The organism is uncultured Algoriphagus sp., from assembly GCF_963974835.1.
Taxonomy (GTDB): Bacteria; Bacteroidota; Bacteroidia; order Cytophagales; family Cyclobacteriaceae; genus Algoriphagus.
The window spans coordinates 47,915-71,507 of record NZ_CAXBET010000007.1 but is presented as its reverse complement, the minus strand read 5'-3'; the positions used below and the strand labels follow the sequence as shown (position 1 = coordinate 71,507).

Annotated in this window: 22 protein-coding genes, 1 tRNA gene and 1 pseudogene; 12 read left to right on the top strand and 12 right to left on the bottom strand. The window is 38.7% G+C overall.

The genetic code is table 11. From position 1 onward, the window contains the following. The first annotated feature begins 47 nt into the window (after positions 1 to 47). Positions 48 to 1,100: a lactonase family protein gene (locus AACZ73_RS14320; RefSeq protein WP_339878854.1), complete on the top strand. Its 1,053-nt coding sequence runs from the start codon at positions 48 to 50 to the stop codon at positions 1,098 to 1,100. Here the strand turns inward: AACZ73_RS14320 and AACZ73_RS14315 are convergent. After that, on the bottom strand, positions 1,097 to 2,179 hold the full coding sequence (locus AACZ73_RS14315) for an o-succinylbenzoate synthase (RefSeq protein ID WP_339878853.1): 1,083 nt from the start codon (positions 2,177 to 2,179) through the stop codon (positions 1,097 to 1,099). The genes AACZ73_RS14320 and AACZ73_RS14315 overlap by 4 nt on opposite strands. A gap of 70 nt (positions 2,180 to 2,249) precedes the next feature. Between AACZ73_RS14315 and AACZ73_RS14310 the strand changes: the two genes are divergently transcribed. Continuing rightward, positions 2,250 to 3,467: an S-adenosylmethionine:tRNA ribosyltransferase-isomerase gene (locus tag AACZ73_RS14310; protein ID WP_339878851.1), complete on the top strand. Its 1,218-nt coding sequence runs from the start codon at positions 2,250 to 2,252 to the stop codon at positions 3,465 to 3,467. A 40-nt stretch (positions 3,468 to 3,507) separates the two neighbouring features. Here the strand turns inward: AACZ73_RS14310 and AACZ73_RS14305 are convergent, their stop codons facing one another. Then, positions 3,508 to 3,762, bottom strand: a complete 255-nt coding sequence (locus tag AACZ73_RS14305; RefSeq protein ID WP_339878849.1) for a hypothetical protein — start codon at positions 3,760 to 3,762, stop codon at positions 3,508 to 3,510. 296 nt (positions 3,763 to 4,058) lie between these two features. Here AACZ73_RS14305 and AACZ73_RS14300 point away from each other — a divergent pair. The 5 genes from AACZ73_RS14300 to AACZ73_RS14280 all read left to right on the top strand — a co-directional run bounded on the left by AACZ73_RS14300 (position 4,059) and on the right by AACZ73_RS14280 (position 8,109). After that, positions 4,059 to 4,150 (top strand) — tRNA-Ser (locus tag AACZ73_RS14300). A 356-nt stretch (positions 4,151 to 4,506) separates the two neighbouring features. After that, positions 4,507 to 5,721: a site-specific integrase gene (locus AACZ73_RS14295; protein ID WP_339878848.1), complete on the top strand. Its 1,215-nt coding sequence runs from the start codon at positions 4,507 to 4,509 to the stop codon at positions 5,719 to 5,721. Positions 5,722 to 5,788: 67 nt separating this feature from the next. Then, on the top strand, positions 5,789 to 6,109 hold the full coding sequence (gene rhuM / locus AACZ73_RS14290) for a RhuM family protein (protein WP_339878846.1): 321 nt from the start codon (positions 5,789 to 5,791) through the stop codon (positions 6,107 to 6,109). A 187-nt stretch (positions 6,110 to 6,296) separates the two neighbouring features. Further along, the gene (locus AACZ73_RS14285) at positions 6,297 to 7,283 is read left to right on the top strand and encodes a type IV toxin-antitoxin system AbiEi family antitoxin (RefSeq protein ID WP_339878845.1); all 987 of its coding nucleotides are present in this window, start codon (positions 6,297 to 6,299) and stop codon (positions 7,281 to 7,283) included. Continuing rightward, positions 7,258 to 8,109 (top strand): hypothetical protein, encoded by an 852-nt coding sequence (locus tag AACZ73_RS14280; RefSeq protein ID WP_339878843.1) that lies wholly within the window; start codon positions 7,258 to 7,260, stop codon positions 8,107 to 8,109. Before AACZ73_RS14285 ends, AACZ73_RS14280 begins: the two co-directional genes overlap by 26 nt. A gap of 181 nt (positions 8,110 to 8,290) precedes the next feature. Here AACZ73_RS14280 and mobC read toward each other — a convergent pair whose 3' ends face one another. The 7 genes from mobC to AACZ73_RS14245 form a co-directional block, all read right to left on the bottom strand. Further along, positions 8,291 to 10,279 carry a conjugal transfer protein MobC gene (mobC, locus tag AACZ73_RS14275; protein WP_339878841.1) on the bottom strand — a complete coding sequence of 663 codons (1,989 nt, stop codon included), beginning with the start codon at positions 10,277 to 10,279 and terminating at the stop codon, positions 8,291 to 8,293. A 19-nt stretch (positions 10,280 to 10,298) separates the two neighbouring features. Beyond that, entirely contained in the window at positions 10,299 to 11,585 is a 1,287-nt protein-coding gene (locus tag AACZ73_RS14270; RefSeq protein ID WP_339878839.1) for a relaxase/mobilization nuclease domain-containing protein, read from the bottom strand. Further along, positions 11,570 to 11,953 carry a hypothetical protein gene (locus AACZ73_RS14265; protein WP_339878837.1) on the bottom strand — a complete coding sequence of 128 codons (384 nt, stop codon included), beginning with the start codon at positions 11,951 to 11,953 and terminating at the stop codon, positions 11,570 to 11,572. The genes AACZ73_RS14270 and AACZ73_RS14265 overlap by 16 nt, the downstream gene beginning before the upstream one ends. 760 nt (positions 11,954 to 12,713) lie before the next feature. After that, the gene (locus AACZ73_RS14260) at positions 12,714 to 13,856 is read right to left on the bottom strand and encodes an ATP-binding protein (RefSeq protein ID WP_339878835.1); all 1,143 of its coding nucleotides are present in this window, start codon (positions 13,854 to 13,856) and stop codon (positions 12,714 to 12,716) included. Beyond that, positions 13,853 to 14,269, bottom strand: a complete 417-nt coding sequence (locus AACZ73_RS14255; RefSeq protein ID WP_339878833.1) for a response regulator — start codon at positions 14,267 to 14,269, stop codon at positions 13,853 to 13,855. Before AACZ73_RS14255 ends, AACZ73_RS14260 begins: the two co-directional genes overlap by 4 nt. Positions 14,270 to 14,663: 394 nt before the next feature. Further along, positions 14,664 to 14,798, bottom strand: coding sequence for a hypothetical protein (locus AACZ73_RS14250; RefSeq protein ID WP_339878831.1), 135 nt, complete (start codon positions 14,796 to 14,798; stop codon positions 14,664 to 14,666). Positions 14,799 to 14,848: 50 nt separating this feature from the next. Continuing rightward, entirely contained in the window at positions 14,849 to 15,031 is a 183-nt protein-coding gene (locus AACZ73_RS14245) for a hypothetical protein (protein WP_339878829.1), read from the bottom strand. Positions 15,032 to 15,202: 171 nt separating this feature from the next. On the opposite strand from AACZ73_RS14245, the gene AACZ73_RS14240 reads away from it, so the two are divergent. After that, positions 15,203 to 17,614 (top strand): TonB-dependent receptor plug domain-containing protein, encoded by a 2,412-nt coding sequence (locus AACZ73_RS14240; protein ID WP_339878827.1) that lies wholly within the window; start codon positions 15,203 to 15,205, stop codon positions 17,612 to 17,614. Positions 17,615 to 17,635: 21 nt separating this feature from the next. After that, complete coding sequence (locus AACZ73_RS14235; protein WP_339878826.1) at positions 17,636 to 18,997, top strand: hypothetical protein; 1,362 nt, start codon at positions 17,636 to 17,638, stop codon at positions 18,995 to 18,997. Between the two features lie 317 nt (positions 18,998 to 19,314). Here the strand turns inward: AACZ73_RS14235 and AACZ73_RS14230 are convergent. After that, positions 19,315 to 19,522: pseudogene (locus tag AACZ73_RS14230) on the bottom strand (IS1595 family transposase); the annotation flags it as partial. Between the two features lie 409 nt (positions 19,523 to 19,931). Between AACZ73_RS14230 and AACZ73_RS14225 the strand changes: the two are divergent. Further along, positions 19,932 to 20,207, top strand: coding sequence for a hypothetical protein (locus AACZ73_RS14225; protein ID WP_339878824.1), 276 nt, complete (start codon positions 19,932 to 19,934; stop codon positions 20,205 to 20,207). A 298-nt stretch (positions 20,208 to 20,505) separates the two neighbouring features. After that, positions 20,506 to 20,664, top strand: coding sequence for a hypothetical protein (locus AACZ73_RS14220; RefSeq protein WP_339878822.1), 159 nt, complete (start codon positions 20,506 to 20,508; stop codon positions 20,662 to 20,664). Between the two features lie 304 nt (positions 20,665 to 20,968). On the opposite strand, the gene AACZ73_RS14215 is transcribed toward AACZ73_RS14220, so the two are convergent. Both AACZ73_RS14215 and AACZ73_RS14210 read right to left on the bottom strand, forming a co-directional pair. Next, complete coding sequence (locus AACZ73_RS14215; RefSeq protein WP_339878820.1) at positions 20,969 to 21,868, bottom strand: helix-turn-helix domain-containing protein; 900 nt, start codon at positions 21,866 to 21,868, stop codon at positions 20,969 to 20,971. 6 nt (positions 21,869 to 21,874) lie between these two features. After that, positions 21,875 to 22,336, bottom strand: coding sequence for an antibiotic biosynthesis monooxygenase family protein (locus AACZ73_RS14210; RefSeq protein WP_339878819.1), 462 nt, complete (start codon positions 22,334 to 22,336; stop codon positions 21,875 to 21,877). A 324-nt stretch (positions 22,337 to 22,660) separates the two neighbouring features. On the opposite strand from AACZ73_RS14210, the gene AACZ73_RS14205 reads away from it, so the two are divergent. Further along, entirely contained in the window at positions 22,661 to 23,395 is a 735-nt protein-coding gene (locus tag AACZ73_RS14205) for an SDR family NAD(P)-dependent oxidoreductase (RefSeq protein WP_339878818.1), read from the top strand. Positions 23,396 to 23,593 lie beyond the last annotated feature (198 nt).

Sequence of the window (23,593 nt, the reverse complement as noted above, 5' to 3'; positions counted from 1 at the left end):
TTTTTTCCTGTACTTCAGATAAAAAAACTGAACTAATAGAAACACCTATGACGTATTCTTTTCTGGTAGGTACCTATACTGAGGATTCCACTCAGGGACTCAATCAACTCGATTTTACTCCCTCAGAGAATAAATTAGAAATCAGAACAATCTATCCTGGCATCAATGGACCTTCATTTGTTTTGGCAAATTCTGCAGGAGACAAGGTCTTTACTTTAGAGGAAATAGACAATGTTCAGGGAGGAAATATTATCAGCTTTGATCGAGACTACGACAAACCAAACCTGACGAAAATAAGTGAAGCACCGAGCTTCGGAGGTCACCCGTGCTACTTGGCACTATCTCCGGATGAAAAATTTCTGACAGCTGCTAACTACAGCGGAGGTAATTTCAGCGCTTATAAAATTAATGAAAATGGGGATTTAACTCATCTTCAGACTATACAGCATGAAGGCAGTAGTGTCAATAAAGGCAGGCAAAGCTCGCCTCATGTTCACAGCACTGTTTTTAGTCCGGATGGAAAATACCTTCTTGTGGCCGATCTGGGAACTGATGAGGTATACGTGTATGATTTTAATGCAAATTCTACAGAGCCACTAACTTTAAACAATGCCTATAAAGTAACTCCAGGAGACGGTCCAAGGCATTTAGTTTTTGCGGCAGATGGAAAAGAAATAATGCTGGTGCAGGAGATGACCGCAGCCTTGGATATCCTAAGCTTTGACAGTGGGAAAATTAGTCCAAAGCAAAGAATTTCCTTACTATCAGAAGGCTTTGAAAGCAGTGTAGGAGCTGCAGAAGTCCGGCTTTCTCCTGATGAAAAAAACATTTATGTCTCAAACAGGGGGGATGCAAATACAATCTCAGTTATCAGCAAAAAAGATTCTGGTGAATATGAATTTACTCAGCAGATTTCGTCCGGAGGTATCATGCCTAGAAATTTCAATCTCACGGCAGACGGGAAATACCTGCTTTCAGCACATCAGGCAAGCAATGATATTGTTGTTTTTGAACGGGACTTAGAGACAGGAAAACTTACGCAGACAGATTGGAAAGTGAGTGTACATAGTCCGGTTTATCTCTTTAGGCTGGGAGATTAAGAAGGTTGCTCCCAATTAATTTGGTTATTGTATTTAATCTGTCCTCGCTCTATTTCCAGAGGAGACTCTAGATTATTCTCATACAGTTTTCCCGTACCCAAACCTTGTGGAATAGTGGACTCTAAGCTATCTGCAAGCTGAGCTATAGCATTTAATCCAACATTGCTTTCCAAAGCCGAGGTCATCCACCAGCCTATATTCCTCTCTTCAGCCAACTGTACCCATTCTTTAGTTTCTAAAATCCCCCCCAATAAAGTCGGTTTTAGAATAATATGCTGTGGATGAATAGCATCTAAAAGTTCAGCTTTATTTTTCACACCAATCAATTCCTCATCGAGTGCAATTGGGATGGGAGTAGCTGCGCAAAGCTTTTGCATCGCATCCCAATTTCCAGCGGCAATTGGCTGCTCTATGCTGTGTATATAATAATGGGATAATTTCTGAAGCTTTTTGAGTGCCTCATTTGGAAAAAAAGCACCATTAGCATCTACCCGAAGAGTGATCTGATCTTTTGAAAAGCGCTCCCTGATATAAGAGAGAAGATCCAATTCCTGCTGTAAATTAATTGCACCAATTTTCATTTTGATACAGTCAAATCCATCGGAGAGTTTCTCTTTTATCTGGGACAACATAAAGTCCTTTTCCCCCATCCATATCAATCCATTGATTGGGATATTTTTTTTCCCTTCAAAAAAATCATAGCCTAGAATCTTCTTCTTACCTCCATTTCTCAAGTCAAGAATGGCTGTTTCCAAGGCAAATCGAATACTTGGTAATTCAAAAGGAACCAATTCTTTCAATTGGTTTAAAACCTGTGCCTCATCTTCTCTAAAAGAAACCTTAGACATCTCTGATAAGGTTTTACCTAGAATCTCCTCAAAATCCTCCCGGTGATCCAAACTCAATTTCACCAAAGGCGCAGCTTCACCCCAGCCTACAACATCCGGTTGATCGGAGTCAAAAGCCTTTATCCAAAATACTTCTTTGGTTTTCAAAACCCCTCTGGAAGTACCAGCGTCAAACTTAAAAATCAATGTTCGCTTAAGGTACTTAAAAGTGATTTTGGAAGATTCGCACATGGATTTTGGATAGTTCAGGAAAGTACTTGAATGAGTTGGGCTATATTTGCAGGCAGAAATTAAAGCCGCTATGCAGATTCCAGCAATTGATTTACGAGAGTACGAATATACATTACCACAGGAAAAAATCGCCAAACATCCTTTAGCAAAGCGTGACGCATCTAAACTTTTGCAGTATAAGGAAGGGGAAATTTCTCATTTAAACTTTAGCAACATTCCTGATTTACTTCCAGCTGAAACACTTCTGGTGTATAATGACACGAAGGTAATTCCTGCCCGATTGATTTTTCAGCGGGAAACTGGAGCGAGAATAGAAATATTTTTACTACAACCAACCTCTCCTACAACTGTGATCCCTGAGATTATGCTTGCCAAGCATCCCGTAATCTGGGAGACCATGATAGGGAACGCTAAAAAGTGGAAGGATGGTGAAGTATTAAAAGGCCTGATTCCCTTTAAAGGAGATACAATTATACTTCATGCAAAATTGATTGATAGAGAGACCCGAAAAGTGGAATTTTCTTGGGATAATGCTGAGGTAGCTTTTGTAGATGTGGTAGAAGCTAGTGGAGAAGTACCGCTTCCGCCCTACTTGAACCGCAAACCAATTGAAGAGGATAAATCGAGATATCAAACAGTCTATTCTGAAAAAGAGGGGGCCGTAGCCGCTCCTACAGCAGGACTGCATTTCACTCCAGAGATTTTTGAACAATTGAGAGCAAAAGGAATCAAAGAAGCTCAGGTGACACTTCATGTGAGTGCCGGCACGTTTCAACCGATCAAATCTAGCCAAGTGACAGAACACCCCATGCATAGTGAGCAAATCCATGTAAATCGGGAAACTATAGAAAAAATTCTATCGCACCTTGGAAAGGTAGTGGCAGTAGGAACTACTTCCGTCAGAACCTTGGAAAGCTTGTATTGGTACGGAGTGAAACTGCTTGAAGGAAAAGGCGAAGATTTGAAAATAGAAAAGCTGTTTCCTTATGTGAGTAGAGAAAGCGTCCCATCTGCTCAAGAAGCCTACGAAGCTATTGTTAATTATATGAAAAAACATGGTCTTCAAACGATCATGGGAACTACAGAGATCTTTATTTTCCCCGGTTATAAATTCAAAATTGTCCAAGGCTTAATCACAAATTTCCATCAGCCAGGCTCAACATTGATTTTGCTTATCGCCACAATACTTGGTGAGGACTGGAAACGAGTTTATGGGGAAGCTTTGGCCAGTGATTATAGATTCCTAAGCTATGGAGATAGCAGTTTATTATGGATTAATCAAAGATGATTTTTTAAAAACCCGATTTTTAAATTACCTCGAAAGCTGCCTAAGCTGTTTGGAGGCTAAAACTCGAGAACTCGGAATAATCGATTTCTTTTACCATTAAGATCATGGCGTTTGCAAATTCTTGTTTGCAAACACTGACGGTATAAGTGTAAAAAGACTCATTAGTCTCAGTAATCTCTAATGATCCAAAGAATCGGTAAAGTTCCTCTCTAGAGTTAGAGCTAACAATAATACATCCACTTTCAGATTCACATTTCTCTATCAAAAAACTAGCGGAAGAGGTTTGGATTTTCATACAATTCAATTTTAAAAGCTGGCAAACTTAAGGTTGATATCTAATAATTTTATACCCTATACAGGGTAATTTTATATTTTCAGAAGATAGTTGTCAAAATATTTAATTTGATTTTCAGCATTTTAGATAAAAATAATTAGCCATTCAGATCCTATCTATTAATGATTTGTTAAAATGTGATCAATTGGCTTATATTTGCATCGCTTAACGACTGGTGGATAACACATCCAACCAATACGGGAATCATTAAACGGATGTTTCGGTCAAGCAAAAAATTAAGCCAAATAAAAATATCTAGAGGGTTGGGTGAGTGGCTTAAACCAGCAGTTTGCTAAACTGTCGTACGTGTCAAAGCGTACCGGGGGTTCGAATCCCCCACCCTCTACCAGTAAGCCACTGAAAAAGAGTGAGTTACGATCCAAAAAATTGTAAACTCGCTTTTTTTATTTCCTCATTAAAATATAACCAACTAATTTCCAGATGGTTATATAATTTTCAGCAGGAACTAAACTACTGATAGGACTAATCGGAAAAACTGCCTTTGCTGCATTTAATCGCGGTCATACCCATATAATTTTCATAATTTCCTGTAATTCCAGTGCGTCATTCGTGGCGTTCGCCTAGTCGAAAAAAAAGACGCACTGAAACCTTTATAGATTACTGATTTACAACATGTTCAATATATGAGCATCTTGTGATTTAGAACTTGTATTCCGAGTTTTGTTCAACCTAACTAATCAAATCATGTTAGAAAAAAGCTTCGGATTGCTCTTCTTCTTGAAACAATCGAAAAAAAACACCAAAGGAGACAAGTATGTGTACTTGCGAATTACAGTTGACGGAATACCGAAAGACCTGTCAACAAAAAGATTATGGAGCCCAAAACGTTGGAATGCAACCATTGGAAGGGCAAACGGTAATAAAGAAGAGGACCGCACTTTAAACGCATATCTGGATTCTCTCCACCACAAAGTACTTCAGGCAAAAAAACAGCTAATTGATTCAGATAAGGAGGTGACTTCCGAAGCATTAAAAAACGTCTTACTTGGAATCGGAGAAAAGAAAAGGATGATTCTTGAAATATTCAAGGAACACAACGACCGGGTAGAGGCCCTATTGGATAAAGAATTTGCCTATGGGACACTGCAGCGCTACCGCACATCCCTGGATCATACCCGAAGTTTTATTCGCTGGAAATACAATATGGAGGATATGGATATCAAGTCTCTTGATTACGATTTCATCTCTGGCTATTCCTTTTGGCTAAGGTCTATCCAAAACTGCAGTCACAATACCACAGTAAAATACTTGGCCAACTTTAAAAAAATCGTCTTGATCTGTATAAAGAATGGCTGGCTCTTAAGAAACCCATTTATCCAGTTCAAGATGGTTAAAAAAGAAGTTAACCGCGTTTTTTTAACCTGGCATGAAATCCAAACTATCACTAACAAAAGATTTGCAACTGACCGGCTCAATCACGTGAGGGATATTTTTCTCTTTAGCTGCTATACCGGACTTGCTTACATAGATGTCAAAAACCTCAGCAGAAATCAGATATCCACAGGAATTGACGGAGAGCAGTGGATCTATACCCATCGACAAAAAACGGACTCTCCTACCCGTTTGCCCTTATTGCCAAAAGCTTTGGAGCTTATTGAAAAGTATAGAGACCACCCTCAATGTAAGGAAGGGACTCATGTTTTGCCAGTATTGAGCAACCAAAAAATGAATTCCTATCTAAAAGAAATCGCGGATGTTTGCGAGATCAATAAACCGCTCACCTTTCATATTGCCCGGCACACATTTGCTACAACCATCACATTGGCCAATGGAGTCCCTATTGAAACCGTTTCAAAAATGCTAGGGCACAAATCGTTAAAACAGACTCAGCATTATGCAAAGATTTTGGACACCAAAATAAGCTTTGATATGCAGGCTCTGCGAGATAAGTTAAAATAGATCGAGAGTGACGCTTTTTTAAGGAAGAGCTCTAAACCCACAAATGAATTTTAAACTGAAAATAACAATGGAAAATAAAATCAAAATTCCCCAATCCCCAAATAGCGAAACTCAATTTGAGGTAAGATTTGAGGACAATACTATCTGGTTAACAAACAGCCAGTTAGTAGAACTTTTTAAATCGAGTAAAGCAAATATTAGTGAACATATTAAGAATATTTTTGAATCTAAGGAACTAGAGAAAGACTTAACTGTTCGGGATTTCCGTACAGTTCAAATGGAAGGCAAAAGAGCAGTAGAAAGAGATAGAGTACATTATAACCTGGACGTAATAACTGCTCTTGGTTATCGAGTAAATTCCAAAAGAGGTAGAAAATTGAGACCATAAGTACCTCTAAACCTCAAAAATAATTATTCGCTCATGGCTTTATAATCAATGGGGCAAGACTATCCTAGAACAAGGAAATCATCCAGAGACAATTAATTAAGGAAAATTCTGTAATGAAATAATAAAAAAGAATATTGTTCATTATTTTATTTTGTTCACGAAAAATGAACAAGCTATATTTGTGAACATGGAAGAGCGGGAAATTATAGAGACAGCATTAGAAAACCTAAACAGGACTCTGACGATACAAGCACACTGGGATGGATTAAACCATCGAGAGTTGGACGCCTATATAACCTTAAACTTGCTTGAAAGCCCAATCACGTTCGAAGCAGAGGTGAAATATGAAATAAGGGAAAGCATTCTCAGGAACCTTAAACTTTTGGAAGAAGAAAATTCTAATTTCTTACTGATAGCCTATAGATTGTACCCTAAATACAAGAAGTTGCTCCAGGAAATGGGCATCAACTATTTAGAAGCCAATGGTAATGTATTTATAAAAAAACAAGGAATCTTTATCTTGATTAATCAATACCCTCTGCTAAAAGAACCGGAAAAAGAAGCCAATAGAGCATTTACCAAAACAGGACTTAGGGTGTTTTTCCAACTTTTGGTAAGCAACGAAAATCTATTTAAGACCCAAAGAGATTTGGCCGAACAAGCAGTAGTAGCTTTAGGAAATATTCCTTTGGTTCTAAAAGGTCTAAAGACTATAGGGCTTTTACTTAAAAAAAATGACTTAGGATATGAATGGGCTAATAAAGATGAAGCTGTGGACCATTGGATTACTGGATACCGAGATACTCTTAAGGCAGCCCTTTACCAAGGCAGGTATAGGCTTCCAAAAGACAAACTCTGGACCCAAATCCATCTCCCAACACCAAAAACACGCTGGGGTGGTGAACCTGGCGCAGACCTTCTGACTAATTACCTAAGGCCGGAAAAATTCACATTATTCACTGACCTCAAAAAAACAGAATTTATTAAGGCAACGCGCCTGATGCCAGATCCAAATGGAGAAATAGCAGTTTATGAAACCTTCTGGGAAAAAGGGAACGAAAAAGAAGGGTGTGTACCCCCACTTCTAGTTTATGCCGACCTGATCATCAATGGAGACAAAAGAAGCCTTGAAACTGCCAAACTTATTTATGAAAAATATCTCACAGAGCTATAAAGAATTGGGGCTTCCCCATTTCAAGGAAGTGTTTGATTTGCTTGATGAGACATTCAAGTCAAGAGGAATTCCATATTACCTACTTGGAGCCACTGCTATTTCTTTAGAACTTTTAAAAGATGGAATAAAGCCTTCAAGAGGGACAAAGGACATTGATTTCGCCATAATGATAAGCTCAATAGCTGAGTACGAAACATTTACCAGAGCGCTTGAAGGAAAAGGATTCGTAAAAGTAGCCGCTCCATGGACCTTCAGACACCCTGAGTATGATGTTGTCGTAGATGTTCTCCCATTTGGAGAAATTGAAGAAAACTACACCGAAAATTTTAACGAAAGGCATACCGACTTACATGTCCTTGGTTTTAAAGAAGTCATGTCTAGGCCTACACAAGTAGAAATAGAAAACATCCTAGTTAATATTCCAACGTTACCGGGTATGATAATTTTAAAATTAGTTGCTTGGTCAGATCGGCCGGAAGAAAGAGAAAATGACTTAAATGACATTCTTAGGATCATTTCGAAAGCTTTCTGGCTAATGAATGATTCAATAATTGATGACCACTCAGATCTGTTGGAACTCTTAGGAAACGATGGTGAAATCAGCCAAAGAATTGTTGCTTCCAGAGTATTGGGAAGAGAGGCAGCCAAATTTCTGAAAATTTCAAACAAACTTAAGGAACGAATTCTTAGTGTAATTGAACAAAATATAAAAGACGAATATCAATCAGCTATTGCAAAAGATTGGGCTGCAAAATTAGATCAATCTATTGATTATACCCTTTCTATATTACAATCATTTTTGAACGGAATCAAAGAACGCATCTAAGTTTTAGACTTGCCTCATCTACTGCAGATTCTATAAGCAGATAGCTAGATAAATACTAAATATTAAGCCGCTTTATGAGTATATTTTAGCATACTGCTAATCTGATTATGTTTAATTGAAAACGAAGATGTATCCCTGTGAGGCTAATTCCATTTATTATCGATTTATACTTTTCAAGCATCTACCCCTTCCTAATCACCAAATGCCTCTGCGCCGGATCATTGATTAGCCGATCCATTTCAGCAAGAATAATATCCTGCACATCCTGCTTGATCTGTAGGTAGTTTCGCTGAACAATAGCATGATTTAACTTGCGAATTTCAGGTATGGAAACATAGTTTTCCTGCTCTTTTTTGAGGGCGTTATGGTCGTTGATTATCTCTGAATGAAAAGCTTTTAGACTCTGCTTACAGTCTGGATTATCAGCTACCATACCGACAAATTCACCGGAGGAAAGGGAGGAAATAGTAGATGGAGGAACGGCTGATTCCAGCTGTTTTGATTTGCTTATCGAGGTGTCTGAACTGTTAATTGAAAGGCTTTGTCTGTCCTGCATAATCTTCCCTATCCGATCCGATAATTGCTTGGCTGAATCCCCATTTACCTGTCCTGAAACAATGTTCCCAACGATGCCCATGATTACATCAGCAAGCTCTCTCCCATAGTCTTTTCTAAGTTGGCTGAGATCCTGAACTCCCAAAGTAGTAGCAACTTTATTACTCCGAGCTGTGGCAATCAGACTATCCATGCCATTCAAATAGATCGTCGGAAACTCATCGAAAATCAGACTACTTTTCAGCTTACCTTTCTGGTTTACCAGCTTCACCAAACGATTAACATACAATGAAAGTACCGCTCCATAGATCTGGATTTTCTGAGGATTGTTTCCCATGCAGACCAGTTTTGGTTGCTCGGGATTATTGATATCCAGCGTAAAATCATTGCCGGAAAGAACGTAGTATAACTGTGCAGAGGACAGCCTTGCCATGGATATTTTGGCTGAAGCGATCTGTCCTTCCAGCTGTTCCATCACATCATTCAGGTAGGCATTCACAAAGGGATTGATCAGCACATCAATATCTTTTTCGGTCCTCAAAACTGTAAACAACTCATCGTAATCAGCCTGCATCAACTCGATGACATGGGGCAAGGTACAGAACTCACCATCATTGTATTTCCGGAGAAACCAGATGATGGCTGTCAGGAAATTGATCGGTGATTCCACAAAAAAGTCTCCCTGCTTTTTGATCCATTCTCTATTCAATCCCATTAAAATAGTCCGTGCTGATTCTGCTGCATCGGTAATATCCAGCATAGTTTCCGGTGTAAGCGGGTTGCAACGGTGACTCCGGGTGAGGTCATCAAAGTTGATCACATAGAAAGCTGGAACTACATTATAACTAGCCTTATTTTTAAGCCAGGTATTGTAAACAATAGCCGATAGATCATCGAATTTGAAATCATACACAAACATGGAAAACCCTTTTTTGATATGCTGGGTAATCACGTGACGAATGACAAAATAGCTCTTTCCCGATCCCGGTGTTCCCAATACCATCAGGCCACGAAAGGGGTTGATGATATTGATCCAGCTGTTTCTGATCCTTCCTTTTAGCTTATATTTCGCTGGTAGATTTACCGAAAACTCATTCTCAATCAACCGTTCTTCCTGAGGAAAAGTCTCATTTTCTGAGTTGAATACGTCGCTACTAAGCTGGTCATGAATAATTCTCGAGAGCTTTGTTCCACCCGAAAGTATTAGCAAATAACCTAGGGAGGTAACTATTATATAGGCAATTGAAATCAATTCGATTGAAGCTTTCCAGTGCATTACCATGTAACTCCCGAAGTAAAATCCCATACCCAGAAAGCCATAAACGAAAGCTGTCTTTGCGTTCATCTTTTCATTCTTCCTACCCTTGATTCCCAAAAGAGAGATAGCAAGCAAGGCAATCGAAATAAGCTTGGAAGTATAAAAATTCTTAAACAGACCTGTATTATAAATATTGTCTAAAACTCCATCTGTCAGATCCGATGCCAGTCCCCAATCTTTAAAAGTAGCATAGCAGAAAAAATAAAAATGCAGCCCCAAAACCCCGATCCCCATCAGTCTGGTCATATCCAAAATCTTACGCAATCCCTGTTCGTTTTCGCCTGTCTGCATCCCCATCTTTCCTTGGTTTAAGTACTTACTTTGTTACTTTTTTCTTCCTCTTCCGCTTCTTTTTCCGCCACTCGAAAGGCAGATAGCTATAGGTTTCATCCGGTGACACCACTGATTCCAACAGACCTTTTGAAGCGTTTAAATCTTGCCGTGCTTGTCCGATCTCCTTTGTCGTAATTGATGTCTGGCCCACTTGCTTATCCTCCAATTGACTGCGCATGTTTGTCAGTGATTCCGGTCTAAGCCCACACATTTGTGATTGAGTACCTATCCTATCCATCAAACCTTTTGCGCTGTAATTTTTACCTAATGCACTCCCATTAAACACACATTTGGTCCTGTGATCTACAAAGGTGACCCCATACAGTCTTCCCTCTTTGTTCTCTCTTTTTATGGTGGCTATACCCTGCTTTTCCAGACTTCTTATCACCTCATCAAGACTCTTTTCAGACATCTTCATTAGCGTTAAATCAATGGCTGAGCGGGTGGATTTAAGATGTTTTTTACGCTCCATTTCATTGGACTCGAATTTGGATTCTATGGATTTCAGCGTCGCTTTAAAATAAAAACTACTCGCTTTGATAGGCACCCCGACCTTGTCTCCCTGATCATCCAACACCCGGTAAACCAACCCACTGTTTTTGAAAATCCGTGACTCTTCTCTTCCCCTATCGGCAACTATCCGGTATTGGTTCAATACTGCATTCAGCTCAGGGAGAGAAGTGAATTTGTAGTTTTTGAGCACATGCTGCAGCACATTTCCTATTGCCCGTTTGGTCTCTGATTTACCATAGTCCAGTCTGGAAATGGCAATTGGTTTGGTGATAAAAAGTCCCTGTTTCTGGGACTCGGCTGGTACCAGCTCAAACTGTTCTTCGATAGCTTTTCGGATCAGTTCAGATTTGAGTTTGCCGATATTATGCAAGGGAATCCGCCTTCCGTCAAGCTCAATATTCGTCGTCACAATATGCAGGTGCGGGTGCCCTGCATCAGAATGTTTATACACCAGGTAAGGCTGGTTTTCAAAGCCGATCCCACGCATATATTCCTTGGTAATCTCTTGTAATTTCTCTTTTTCAAAGTCTTCTCCGGGAGCAAAATTCAAAGAAATATGGACTGCATTTACCGACGTTCTGGAATTCAATCCAGCAAGTTTCAGTAAATATTTCAGCCGCAAATCAGCCCTCTGTTCCGCATTTTTCATCGGATAATTCTGGGCTAAAAGTAGTTCAGCCACTCCTACATTCACCTTATTTTCATTGTAGTGAAACGGTCGTCTCAAAGACTTGCTGGTCTTTATGATTGCAACCATTTCTCCACTGTTTGATCAACAAATCGGTTCACTTGCCTCAGTGTTTCTTGGATACTTTGCTCCAATTTCTCGACCTGGAAACGGTTGGAAGTAATTTCATCATCAGTAGCCGTATTCATCTTTTTAGTTAACTGGTTGTAATTGGTCGCCAGGCCATGGAGATCCCGCTTCAGTGTTGTCAACTCCTTTAAAAGTTCCTGGATACCCGTATCTCGATACCTTCCGATCACCACCTTTTTGAGCAATATTCTTCTGGAATATTCACTCAGATTATCATGCACCGTCTCATCACAATTTGCCTTTAGCTTCAGCAATTCTCGGTCTGTCAATCGGATATGCAGCCATTTGTTTCTCTTGCTCTCTTCCATCTTCGCAGTTCATTTTCACTGTTCAACATCTTTACAATTTCAAACCCCACGACTTCGGAGTAAGGGGTTTCAAGATCCGGTTGTGATACAACCGTACATCTTGCCGATTTCACAGGACATAGGAAATCATGTTAGCTTTTAGAATGATTCTGATAAATTGAGGAAATCATCTTCGGCATTACAATTCTTCCCATCGGGTGATACAAGTATATAAAGTAGGTTCCAGAGTAACCTATCCTGATCAATTTCTAAATAGATAGAGTAATTAATATTGCCGCTAATTATATGGAACTTATCTAGGCACCTCAGCAGGATGAAAAAAAATGGAAGTTAAAACTCCATCGCCCAACAAGTACATCTGGCAGGTAGGTATGAATTCAACAACTGCAAAACTTCTTCCAATCTACAAGGCGTCAGCCCAGCCATCCTTAGATGTAACGTTACTTAAAAACTGACAGTCTGCAACCCGACACGATTTTCATAGCCCATTGTGATAGAGGTAATCATGTAAGTGAGATAAGTTTCTCGAAAAGCGTAATTACACACCCCGTAAAAACTGTAACTCAGAAAATCTGATTACACCTTGCAAATTTCTAAGTTTAACTAAAAATTAAGTAATTTAATCTTTAACAATTTTCTTTTGGATTGTCTAGAAAAAGCATTGGATGTTAAATTAATGATCTTAAAACAATAACATTCAAAAGACTTAGATCTTGTTTTTTCAATACAATCAGGTGAGCAGTTGTAGGATTACCTAAAATTACAAAGTCGTATTTAATTCTTCAAAATTCGAAAAATACAAAGTAAACGTCGTGCCTTTTCCCTTTTCGCTATTGACGGTAATGGTACCCTTGTGGTTTTCCATGATTTTCTTGCAGAGAGCGAGTCCAATACCGGTTCCGCTGAATCCAACATTCAGCCGCTTAAAAGGTTCGAAAGCCCTGTCTGCATATTTTTGATCAAATCCTATTCCGTTGTCTGAAACGGTAATTAAGAAGCCATTTCTATACTGACCGGATGATGAAGTCCACTCATCCTTATAAGCAATTTTAATTTTTGGAACAGTTTGATTGAATTTAATTGAATTACTGATCAGATTACTAAAAACTTGATGGATCTGAAAAGGTATCCCCATAATTATCGGCAGCTTATCAACCTGAAACTCCACAGCTTTTTCCACTATCTGTATCTCATATTCAGATAGTACATCAAGAATTATCTGGTTGAGATCAACTATGGAATATTCTGGTTGCTGTTCATGGGAAAGCTTTGAAAATGTCAATATATCCTTTATCAGCTGGATCATTTTATCAGCACTTCTATCAATTTTTTCCATGTAAAACTCAAGGCTCTCCTTATCATTCAGATCCTGTCTTGCCAAATCTAGAAATGAGCGTATCTTACGGATCGGTTCCTGTAAATCATGGGAGGTCACATACGCAAATTCTTCCAGTTGTTTATTTTTGAACTCAATGTTCCTAGCATCCCGCTCTTTTTGCTCTTCTGCTAACCTTCTCTCAGTAAGGTCACGGGTAACTTTGGTAAAGCCTATTATTTCTCCCAACTCATCGTGCAGTGCAGTGATCACTACGTATGCCCAAAAGGTGCTGCCGTCTCTTCTTAATCTCCATCCCTCATGCGAAGCCCTTCCATTGTCCTTGGCCTCGGCTATCAGCTTAAATGGGAGGCCGTCTTCTCTGTCCTGCGCAGGATAGAATATACTGAAGTTTCTTCCGATAATTTCATCTTCTTTGAAGCCTTTGATTTTTTCGGCCCCCCTATTCCAATTACGGATATTTCCTTCCGTATCGAGTAATATAATTGCGTAGTCCTCTACCTCTTCGATCATCCTTTGAAACCGAATTTCATCCTTTGAGTTACGGTATTTGGAATGGTCCTTCATTTCTGAAAATTTAAAACATAAGGCATTTCTGCTCCTGAAACCAATTTTGTAATTATATCAGTAAGTAACTGAATGTTAAATACCTTGGTTAAAAAATGTGATGCTCCTAGTTTTTGACATTCTTCGATGTCTGTGTGAAAAGATGAAGTAGATAAAATAATAATAGGTATAGCATTGTAGTCTTTGAGCTGCCTAATTTTGGAAAGGAGTTCTTTACCAGAGAGTAATGGCATATTCAAATCTAAAAAAATGTACTGTGGCTTATTCCTCGCTCTATTCAATATATCCAGTCCGCAAAGTCCATCTGGAGCAGAATATAAATTAACATAAAAAGGCACTTTGAAAAGGGCAATTTTAAAGAATTCCCTGTCATCTGGATCATCATCAATCAATAGGCAGTTTACCTCAGTCATATGAGAATATTATTTACACTCAAGTTAGCTTATAATATTCTAATATACTTTAGAAATCTATTGAGAAAGTGTATCCCTGCGAAAAACTCAGGAATGATCTTAAGAACTCAAAACGGCAATAAAATCAATTAAAATTGATAAAAACTGAAAAGTGAAAGCCAGCGCATTTTCAGGGCATTACGAAAAAGCAAAAAGAGAGAGGGTGCTGTTGTATGTATGTATTCATAAATTCAACTTAATCCTTATTTACAATTTCTGAAAGCTACCATACACCTTCTGGTACAAGAGAGAATGAGAATTTCCAATCTAGCTGAGCTCATTGGACAACCTTTTTCCCTTCAGGTTCACGTACTTTCCAAAGCTCAGGTTTCACGCTGTCGAATTGTTTCACCTTCTAAAAACGGGATGGCCCGCTTACTCGGTTTCTTCCTGCATGCCATACTGTATCGTCTTCGATCTGGTAGATTGGCTTACCAATTACCTTGTGCTTGTCAATGTTGTTGATCGTAATAGCGCTGTAAAATTTCATATGATACCAGTTGTTTTTTAAGTTCATATGGAACCTCCCCAATGGAATGATCATGCTTCTGTGGGGTATACTTTTAAAAGCTCGCTTTCATGGTTTTTACTTTCTTTATATAATATTTCTTCCAGCTTGCGATCGACAAGCATTATCTTAAAATCATTTTCTGAAATAGGCTTGCTACGAACAGAAGTCTTTTCATCAATGCTTTGCCTCCCCGGCACCCTCTCTACTTCCACAATAGTTTTTATTTTGATTTTTCAAATGTTCAAAAACCTAAACTTTTAAAAATCAACCGATTATAACAATCCTAATTCCAAAATTTAAACTAACAGGAGATTTTCTCAATTCTTATTTAGATTAATTATAATTAAATTCTATTTTTGTGCCTGTTAACCCATAGGCAACACATGAAACTAGCTTTAACCGCTGTAATTTTTCTTTCCGGCTTTTTGATCTCAGCATCTGTTTTCTCCCAGACGGGAAATCTTTCAGGAACTTTGACTTTCGAAAATGGAGCACCAGTAGCTTATGCCTCAATATTTATTCAATCGTTGAAAAAGCAGGGCTTGTCTGATGAGTCGGGAAACTATACCATTGAGAATCTTCCATATGGAAAGTATATCGTGCAGGTTTCCAGTCTTGAAGCCGAGCTGAATGAATTTGAGATTGAAATTAATACTGCTTCCAAAACGGTACCCACAATCGTGAAAAGAGCCGGCCATACCAATCTGGACGAGGTGCAGGTCGTCGGAGAATCCTACAAAACCCAAGTTGAAAAATCCGGATTCGCTGTCAATATAGTAGATACAAAAGAAGCCAGCCTGCGAAATATTCAGACAAACGAATTGTTAAATACTACCGTGGGCGTTAAAATCCGTCAAAATGGAGGTTTAGGTTCTGAGGTCAATTATAGTTTAAACGGTTTGTCAGGTAACGCAGTGCGTATTTTTATCGATGGAATACCAATCTCTGCCTATGGCAACTCATTTAACCTGAATAGTATACCGCCTTCAATGATTAAGGAAATTGAAGTGTATAAAGGGGTGGTTCCCGGACATTTGGCAGATGATGCTTTAGGTGGAGCTATCAACATTGTGCTTCAAAATTCTGTTCAATCAAATTTCAATACCTCCCTTTCTTATGGTTCCTTCAATACCCTACAGGCTAGTTTAAACGGCTTGCATCGGTTTAAAAAATCAGGCTTTACGGTTAAGGGATCTGTTTTCTATAATTATTCTGATAATGATTACAAGGTTTCAGGCAGAAGTGTAGTGGTGACAGGATTAGGAGGTGTGCAAACTCCGATCACAGCCAGAAGATTCAATGATGCCTACAGGTCTTCAGGGGGAATGTTCCAGATTGGCTATACGGATGTAAAATGGGCAGATCAATTTTTGATTGGTTTCACAGGATCCAGTGATTATAAAGAAATCCAGCACGGGGCTTTTATGACCATTATGCCCTACCAGGATAGATTTATGGAATCGGACGCCGCTTTGATGAATCTAACATACCAAAAGAAAAACCTTTTTACGAAAGGACTGGATGTCACTATCAATGGCTTGTATGGCAAGCGAAACCGTATGGTAAGCGACACGCTTGCCTGGGCATACAGCTGGAACGGAGAAAGAGCCATTGACTTTAGAGGAAATGAATATAAATATTCATGGAATTCCCAGCAGGAAGGCGGGCCTACACTGGCCAGAATCAACAGGAATGTATCCTCGATTAGAACAGGGGTTTCCTATGGCATTGGCAAGAATCACAGAATCATGCTTAATCATGTGTTTAGCGGCATAGATCGGGTGGATAGCGATCAGTTGAGATCGGTTTTGGAAAATACATTCAGGGGAACGCGGGATTTAGAAAAAAGCATTCTCTCTCTTACCTATGAGCTCAATGCGCTGGATGAAAAACTGAAGGCGAATGTTTTTGGAAAATACTACCAGCAAAAAACCGTAAACATTGACCCTGAGATTGATCAGGAAACCAATGAAATAGTAGACGATATTACCAGTGCCAACAAAATTGATGAAGGCTACGGATTTACTGTTTCCTATGCTGTTCTTCCAAATATCACCTTGCTGACTTCCGCAGAAAAAGCTGTCAGATTACCCAATGAAAGTGAAGTATTCGGTAACGATGGGGATAATGTGGTGGCCAATCCTAGCATCAGACCGGAGCTTAGCAATAATTTTAACCTAGGATTCAGATTAGGATCCTTCAATATAAACGAGCACGATTTTACGGTATCTTCCAATCTGTTCACCCGTAACATCAAAGACAGAATTGGGTTGCCGATTGAAACATCCTTAAATGTAAATGATGAAACCATACTCTATGAAAATCAGGGGAATGGGACTTCCAAAGGATTTGATGCGCAATTGGACTATACGTTCAACGACAATTTTGGATTGAACTTAAATGTTTCCCGATTTGATCTGAAAATTGTAAACAGAGGCGTGGAGATAGACGTGCCAAACACCCCATTTTTCACTATGAATGGAAGCTTACGCTATTCATTTAAGGATTTGATCCAAAAGGAATCCCGCTTGAATCTCTTTTACACCATGTACTTCACAGATGAATTTTCCTACCTGGTACCCCAGGGATCAAATACTGTAGGCGATGAGTTTTTTAAAGTCCCACAGCAGTTGGCGCAGGATTTAGGACTTAGTTATGTCTTTCCAAGCGACAAATTGGTGATGAGTTTTGACGTCAAAAACATATTTGACAAGCCTGTCTATGATAATCTCTCCGTGCAAAAACCGGGAAGGGCATTCTACCTGAAATTAAACTATAGAATCAATAATTATTAACCAATTAAAACCTTCTACCTAATGAAACACACTTTTAAAAATTTCCAAAAACTGACTACCATGCTACTGGCAGGCGGACTCTTGGTTGCTTGTTCTGAAGATCCAACCCCTAACCCCAATCCGGGTCCGGATCCAGCTGAAAGTAGATGGATCACCGTGGCAGCAGCAAGAATGGGAGATAATCCGGGCGATGGAAACGGGGGGACATTAATTTACTCGCTAAGCAGTGAGGAAGCCAAAGACCCTACCGTATCCATAGCTCCTTTTGACAATGGATTTATTGTACCTTCCAACAGAACAGCTAGATTACAGTCTTCAGAAGACGGAAGCACCATATTTAACATTAGCTATGCCGGGGATACGGGTGGCCAATATACCAAATACACTGTTGGTGGTGGACAGACTTTTACTCAAAATGGTACTGGGGTAAGCATTGCACCTTATGTAGGCTCTGCCCCTAGATGGATAAAACTTTTTGATGGAGACCAAACTGGAGCTGCAGTATACGTAAATACAGAAGCTCAATTTGATGACAATGATACACCTAATGATGCTACTGATGACACTTACTTGCGTCATGAGGCCACCATGGGAGTTGTAACGTTAAACCTGGTAAATTCTTCTATCATAGAATTCCAGGAAAGCTCCCTGGCCTTGAGTGAAGAGGAAGAAGCAAATGGCTATTATATCTCCAGAATCGACATGCCTACTTTAAATAAAGCTGGAGATAAGTTATACATCGGTGCACGTCTGAGCAAAGTAGATCCAGCCACTGGTGAATCTGACAATGGAGGCGAAATTTTAGGGGCTAAGACAATTGTATTGGATTATCCATCTTTGTTGAATCCAACAGTAATTACATCTGGAGTAGGATTGGGAAACACCAATGGTTACCGTAGCATCAACGCTTTTGAATACAATGGCAGTGTTTATCAAGCTAATCAGGAAGACCCTAACGGTTCGCATATCCTGAGAATCGGGTCAAATAACCAATACGACGATTCCTATGTGTTTAATCTAGACGATGCTTTAGGCGTAGAAGGAGCTTATATACTTGCCTGGAGACCAGCAGCAAACGGAAAAGCAGTAATTGCTTATCGTCATGACGGGTCTGAAGAAGGAGTGGCAGGAGCACAGGGATTCTTTGCTTTGGCTGACCTAAATGCCAAGACAGCTGTAAGACTTGATAACATCCCTTACGAAGCTGACTTTTACTTATTCCAATACCAAGGTTTTGTTGTGGATGGAACGGATATTTACCTTACTCAAGCCCCTGTAGGGAAAAACGGAAACATCTACATAGTAAACACCGAAACAGGTGAAGTAACCAAAGGTGCCCAACTGGAGAACGTTAACGGAAGTCACTTTATAGGTGTATTTTAATTCAAAACCTTTTAAAAGGAGCCTTTAGCCAAAGCTAAATGCATCACCACAAAATCTCGTAGAAAGAGCTCAACAGGCTTAATCTGCGGGATTTTTTCATGAAAGCCTGAATGGTATCGGCCACAAATATTTAATAAAATAAACTCCCCTCTCTCTATGTAGATCAGAATATTATTATCTGAGATACAGATTTAGACTGATCCTTTCTCACCTCTCAGACAACACTTTTAGGCTGAATACAGCATGTTTTTCCTCCTCTAGAATTCCATTGCTTCGGATGTTAGTAATTGTGGAATTCCCCACACTTATATAGCCTAAACCGCTTCATAGCGTTTCATTACCGAATGTCGCTGGAGTTCTGCAACACTGAACCGTTTCTTAATTGCGGTAATGAAAGTTATGGCTATCATCTAAGTTCTTATCAGTAGATTACTGCTCTGCATGACTATTACGCTTATGATACTTGCTTTGAATCCACAGGAAGCACACTGGAAAGAAAAACTTTTTTACAAGCCAGTAATGCCTGACTCCAGTTCTTTAACAAATTCAATGAAGGAACCCCCTATTTAAACCGATTCATGAAAGGGATACTACTCGTAGTCAAATCCGTGTATGACATAATTTATAATAAGTAAAAACCCTCAGTAAAGCAATTTTCATTAACTGTCAATAAGGACTCATTTTGCCATTGTAGTCATTTCAGATATACATAACTATTCCTTAGTATAACCTGTTGTCTGACTTCCTGTTTCAATTAACCTGAGTCTCATCCGATGAAAGTAAACATTGAAATTGAAAGTAATTTACTATTTGCATATTACTATATAAGTGTCTTTAAATATTTTACTATTCTAATCATTCTCTAAATAGGTTCATATCATTGATATACAATAGATTTAAGAAATAAAAATTTCTAACTAAAACCAAGGATGCCATGACAATCCCATCACTTGAAACTATCTACGATACACTGCTTGCCGTACCCGGAATGCATGACACGGTAAAGATCGATCTAAAAATCCCACGCAAAACAGTGTTGTTGCTGACCGAAGTAATCACCCTTGGGATGGAACAAAAATCTGAATCCGGAAAAAACCCTTTTCGTATTTCAAAAGAATCAGAAGAAGAACTGAATATTATTATTGCCGATAGCTTGGAAAAAGCTGGACTTACCACCCTAAGCTCCAAACTTAAAGAGTTATCTATTTAATGCTTTTAATAGGGATAGTTATTGATCACAAACAGATTGGTTAACTTTCAAAACTGACATCAAATTAAATCCGCCGGCGAATGGATCGATGAAGCGAAAAGCAAACCTATTCCCAAAAAGATATTTGGTCCATTCTGGTATGAAGAAGAGCTATGTATTCTCTTCGCTGATGCCAACCAGGGAGGACAAGGCAGATCTGAATTAGGAACCGGCACCACAACAATATTTAAGAAAGCAAACGATGTGCTGGCGGTATTTAAAGCCGAAAATCTTGAAAAAGTAACGATTTTGGGATTCAGTGACGGAGCTTATAGGATATAGTTTCGCTTTTACTTATCCTCAACGAATCGAAAAACTGATAGCCATCGGAGCTGGAGAGGGAACACTGGAGTTGAGAAAGATCTCTATGAACTTACTGAAGCTATTTGACTTGGATCCTGAATTTCGAGATCAGTAACTATCAATAATGCCAGAATCCAATAGATTAAAGGAGAAAGGAGATCGAATGGCGGCATGGAGCCTCATTTTAGTAAGGAGCTTTTCTCTTAAATCCAATGCTCTGTACTAATTATGGCTGGGGAAAAAGACGGTAACGCCCCACTAAACATCATCGTCAACGCATATCTCATGACTCCCGATAGCCAATTGGGTATTATCCTAACACAGGCCATGTGGTGTTTTTGGAGAATTTTGATGCAGTTTGGCATGCGATTTATCCTTTTTTAAAACTTGATTAATTCAACCCTAATAGAAAACATTTGCTAATTCAATTCCTGAAATTCCAGTGGAGTTTTACCAGTATACTTTTTAAACAATCTTGAAAAGTGTTGAGGGTGTTTGAACCCGATTTGATAGGCAACATAACTTACTGAATTTGAGTTATCCAGAAGCAAATCTTTTGAAATCTCAATGATTCGATCCTGAATGAATTCACGAGCGGATTTACCTGTTTGTTTTTTAATTAAATCCCCAAAATAATTCGGTGATAAATGTAATTCATTGGCAAAAAATCCGACGCTAGGCAATCCGTCTTTTTCAACCGAATCAGAGTGATAATAATCAAAAAGACTTTTTTCGAATTTTTCAAGAACCCCAATTGAAACATGCTCTCTTGTTATAAACTGTCTGTCATAAAACCTGCTGGAATAATTCAAAAGCAATTCTAAATTAGTAGCAACAAGCCTCTTACTATGAGTGTCAATGTTATGGTATAACTCATTTAAAATATTTCGAAAGCAGGTCAAAATAACTTCACTTTCCATCTCCGAAAGATGAAGTGCTTCATTTACCTGATATGAAAAGAAGCCATATCCAGAAATCTGTTTGCTAAGTGAAGTACCTAATAGAAAATCAGGGTGAAAAGCCAATGCCCATCCATTGGGTTGATACAATCCATCCTCCTCAATCCCCATTATCTGACCTGGGGAAATGAACATCATGGTTCCATCCTGATAATCGTAGTGCTGCCTTCCATATTTGACTTCACTACACTTTTTGTCCTTGTAAAAAACAATGTATAATTCAGTGAGCCATTGAGTTGGTTTAAGCAAAGAAGATTTGGATTGATCCAATACCGTAATTAGAGGATGCAATGTTTTTTGACCTCTTTCCTCATTGAATTGGCTTACCGTTCTTAACCTGACATTTTCTTGCTTTTCCATCAATTACTATTTCAATTTTTGAAAAATAAGAGACATCGCCGATGGGTCTAACACATTCATATCGACAAGCTTCAGCTCTTTCACCATATGTAAAGTGCTTTTTTTATAATACTGAAAATGCTCGGAAGCAATATGAGATTGATAGGCTTCTTGATCTTGATAAAATTCCAGAATCCTGATTTGAGTAGGGTTTTCTTTTTGGACCATTGGAAAAATTGAAATTACTCCAGGCTCATTATTTACTGATGCATTGGATTCTTCTTTTAAGATAGAAATATATTCGTCAAGGAATTCAGGAAAAATTTCAATCTCTGAAATCCGGATCAAATGTTTTTCAGCTGGATGAGGGCTTTTAAAGGTGGAGTCAAAATTTGACACCTTCTCTGGTTTTTGAGCTACCCTATCTTGTGAGTAAGCCGCTACGTGCTGGACCATAAGTATAAATATCAGAAGTGAGAAAGCTTTCATTGTGTTTAAATCAATTTAATATTTCACAAATCTCTGATAATGTAACCTAATTCAACCAACCCGAATTACAGGACTTTAAACCAGAAAGACAGTTTTATTGTGCGGCGCTACAAAAAGTTTTACCACAAGGAAGCCTAGGTGTTGTTGCAACAAAGTAACAGGAATGTTTCAGGGATTGCCTTCTCCCTAGATTTTTGGGGAGTGACTTATTTCAATAATTTTTTCAAAAAGCACACAAATCTCAACCCTACCCAATATAAAAAAACATTTCTTGAGCTTAAAGATTATTATTTATTTAGCTTGTATCAAGATAATCCAAATCACATGGCAAAAATATTTATCACAGGCTCCACCGAAGGGATTGGATTTTTAGCTGCTCAACGCTTATTAAGTGAAGGAAACGAGGTTCATATGCATGCCCGAAATAGAGAAAGAGCAGCAGACCTTCAACTAAAGCTGGGTGTAAAGGCAACTACATTCATCGCCGATCTTTCAGATATTAGACAAGTTTTAAAATTGTCAGAGCAATTGAATTACCAAGGTAAATATGATGCAATCATCCACAATGCAGGAGTGCTCTCAGTAGTCCCAGAAGTTATATTCAAGGTCAACGTTTTAGCACCCTATCTTTTAACCACTCGGGTGGAAAAACCAAATCGGCTAATCTATCTAAGTTCAGGTATGCACAGGGGTGGAAAAGTATTCAAAAATGAATTTTATATCCAAAAAACAAGCTATTCCGACTCAAAGCTATTTATTACTACTTTAGCAAATGCTTTTGCTAAACAATATCCTGATCTGTATATTAATTCCGTCGATCCCGGATGGGTACCAACAAGAATGGGAGGATCAGGTGCTCCAGATGATTTACAAAAAGGATATGAAACACAGGCCTGGCTTGCTACAAGCAAAGAAAAGGAAGCATTAGTTTCCGGGAAATATTTTCACCATCGAAGACAAGAAATAGCTAACCCTGAGACCAATAGTCCAGAATTCCAAAACAGACTACTTTCTGAATGCGAATCCATTATCAAAGAAGGTAAATATGATAGGCACTAGCCGGCGTTATAACTAATCGTATTTCCTCTAAAAAAAATGTCAGTTTTTTAATTTCAGACAACCTTTTCCAAACCTCAATTTTTCCTATTTAAAAAGCGGTTCATCTATCAAAAGAGTTTTACACTTTTTTAAAGCAACTGCTAACTTAATCACTATTTACCATGTGAGCTTGAATGGTGCTAATAAGAGTATTTTAGA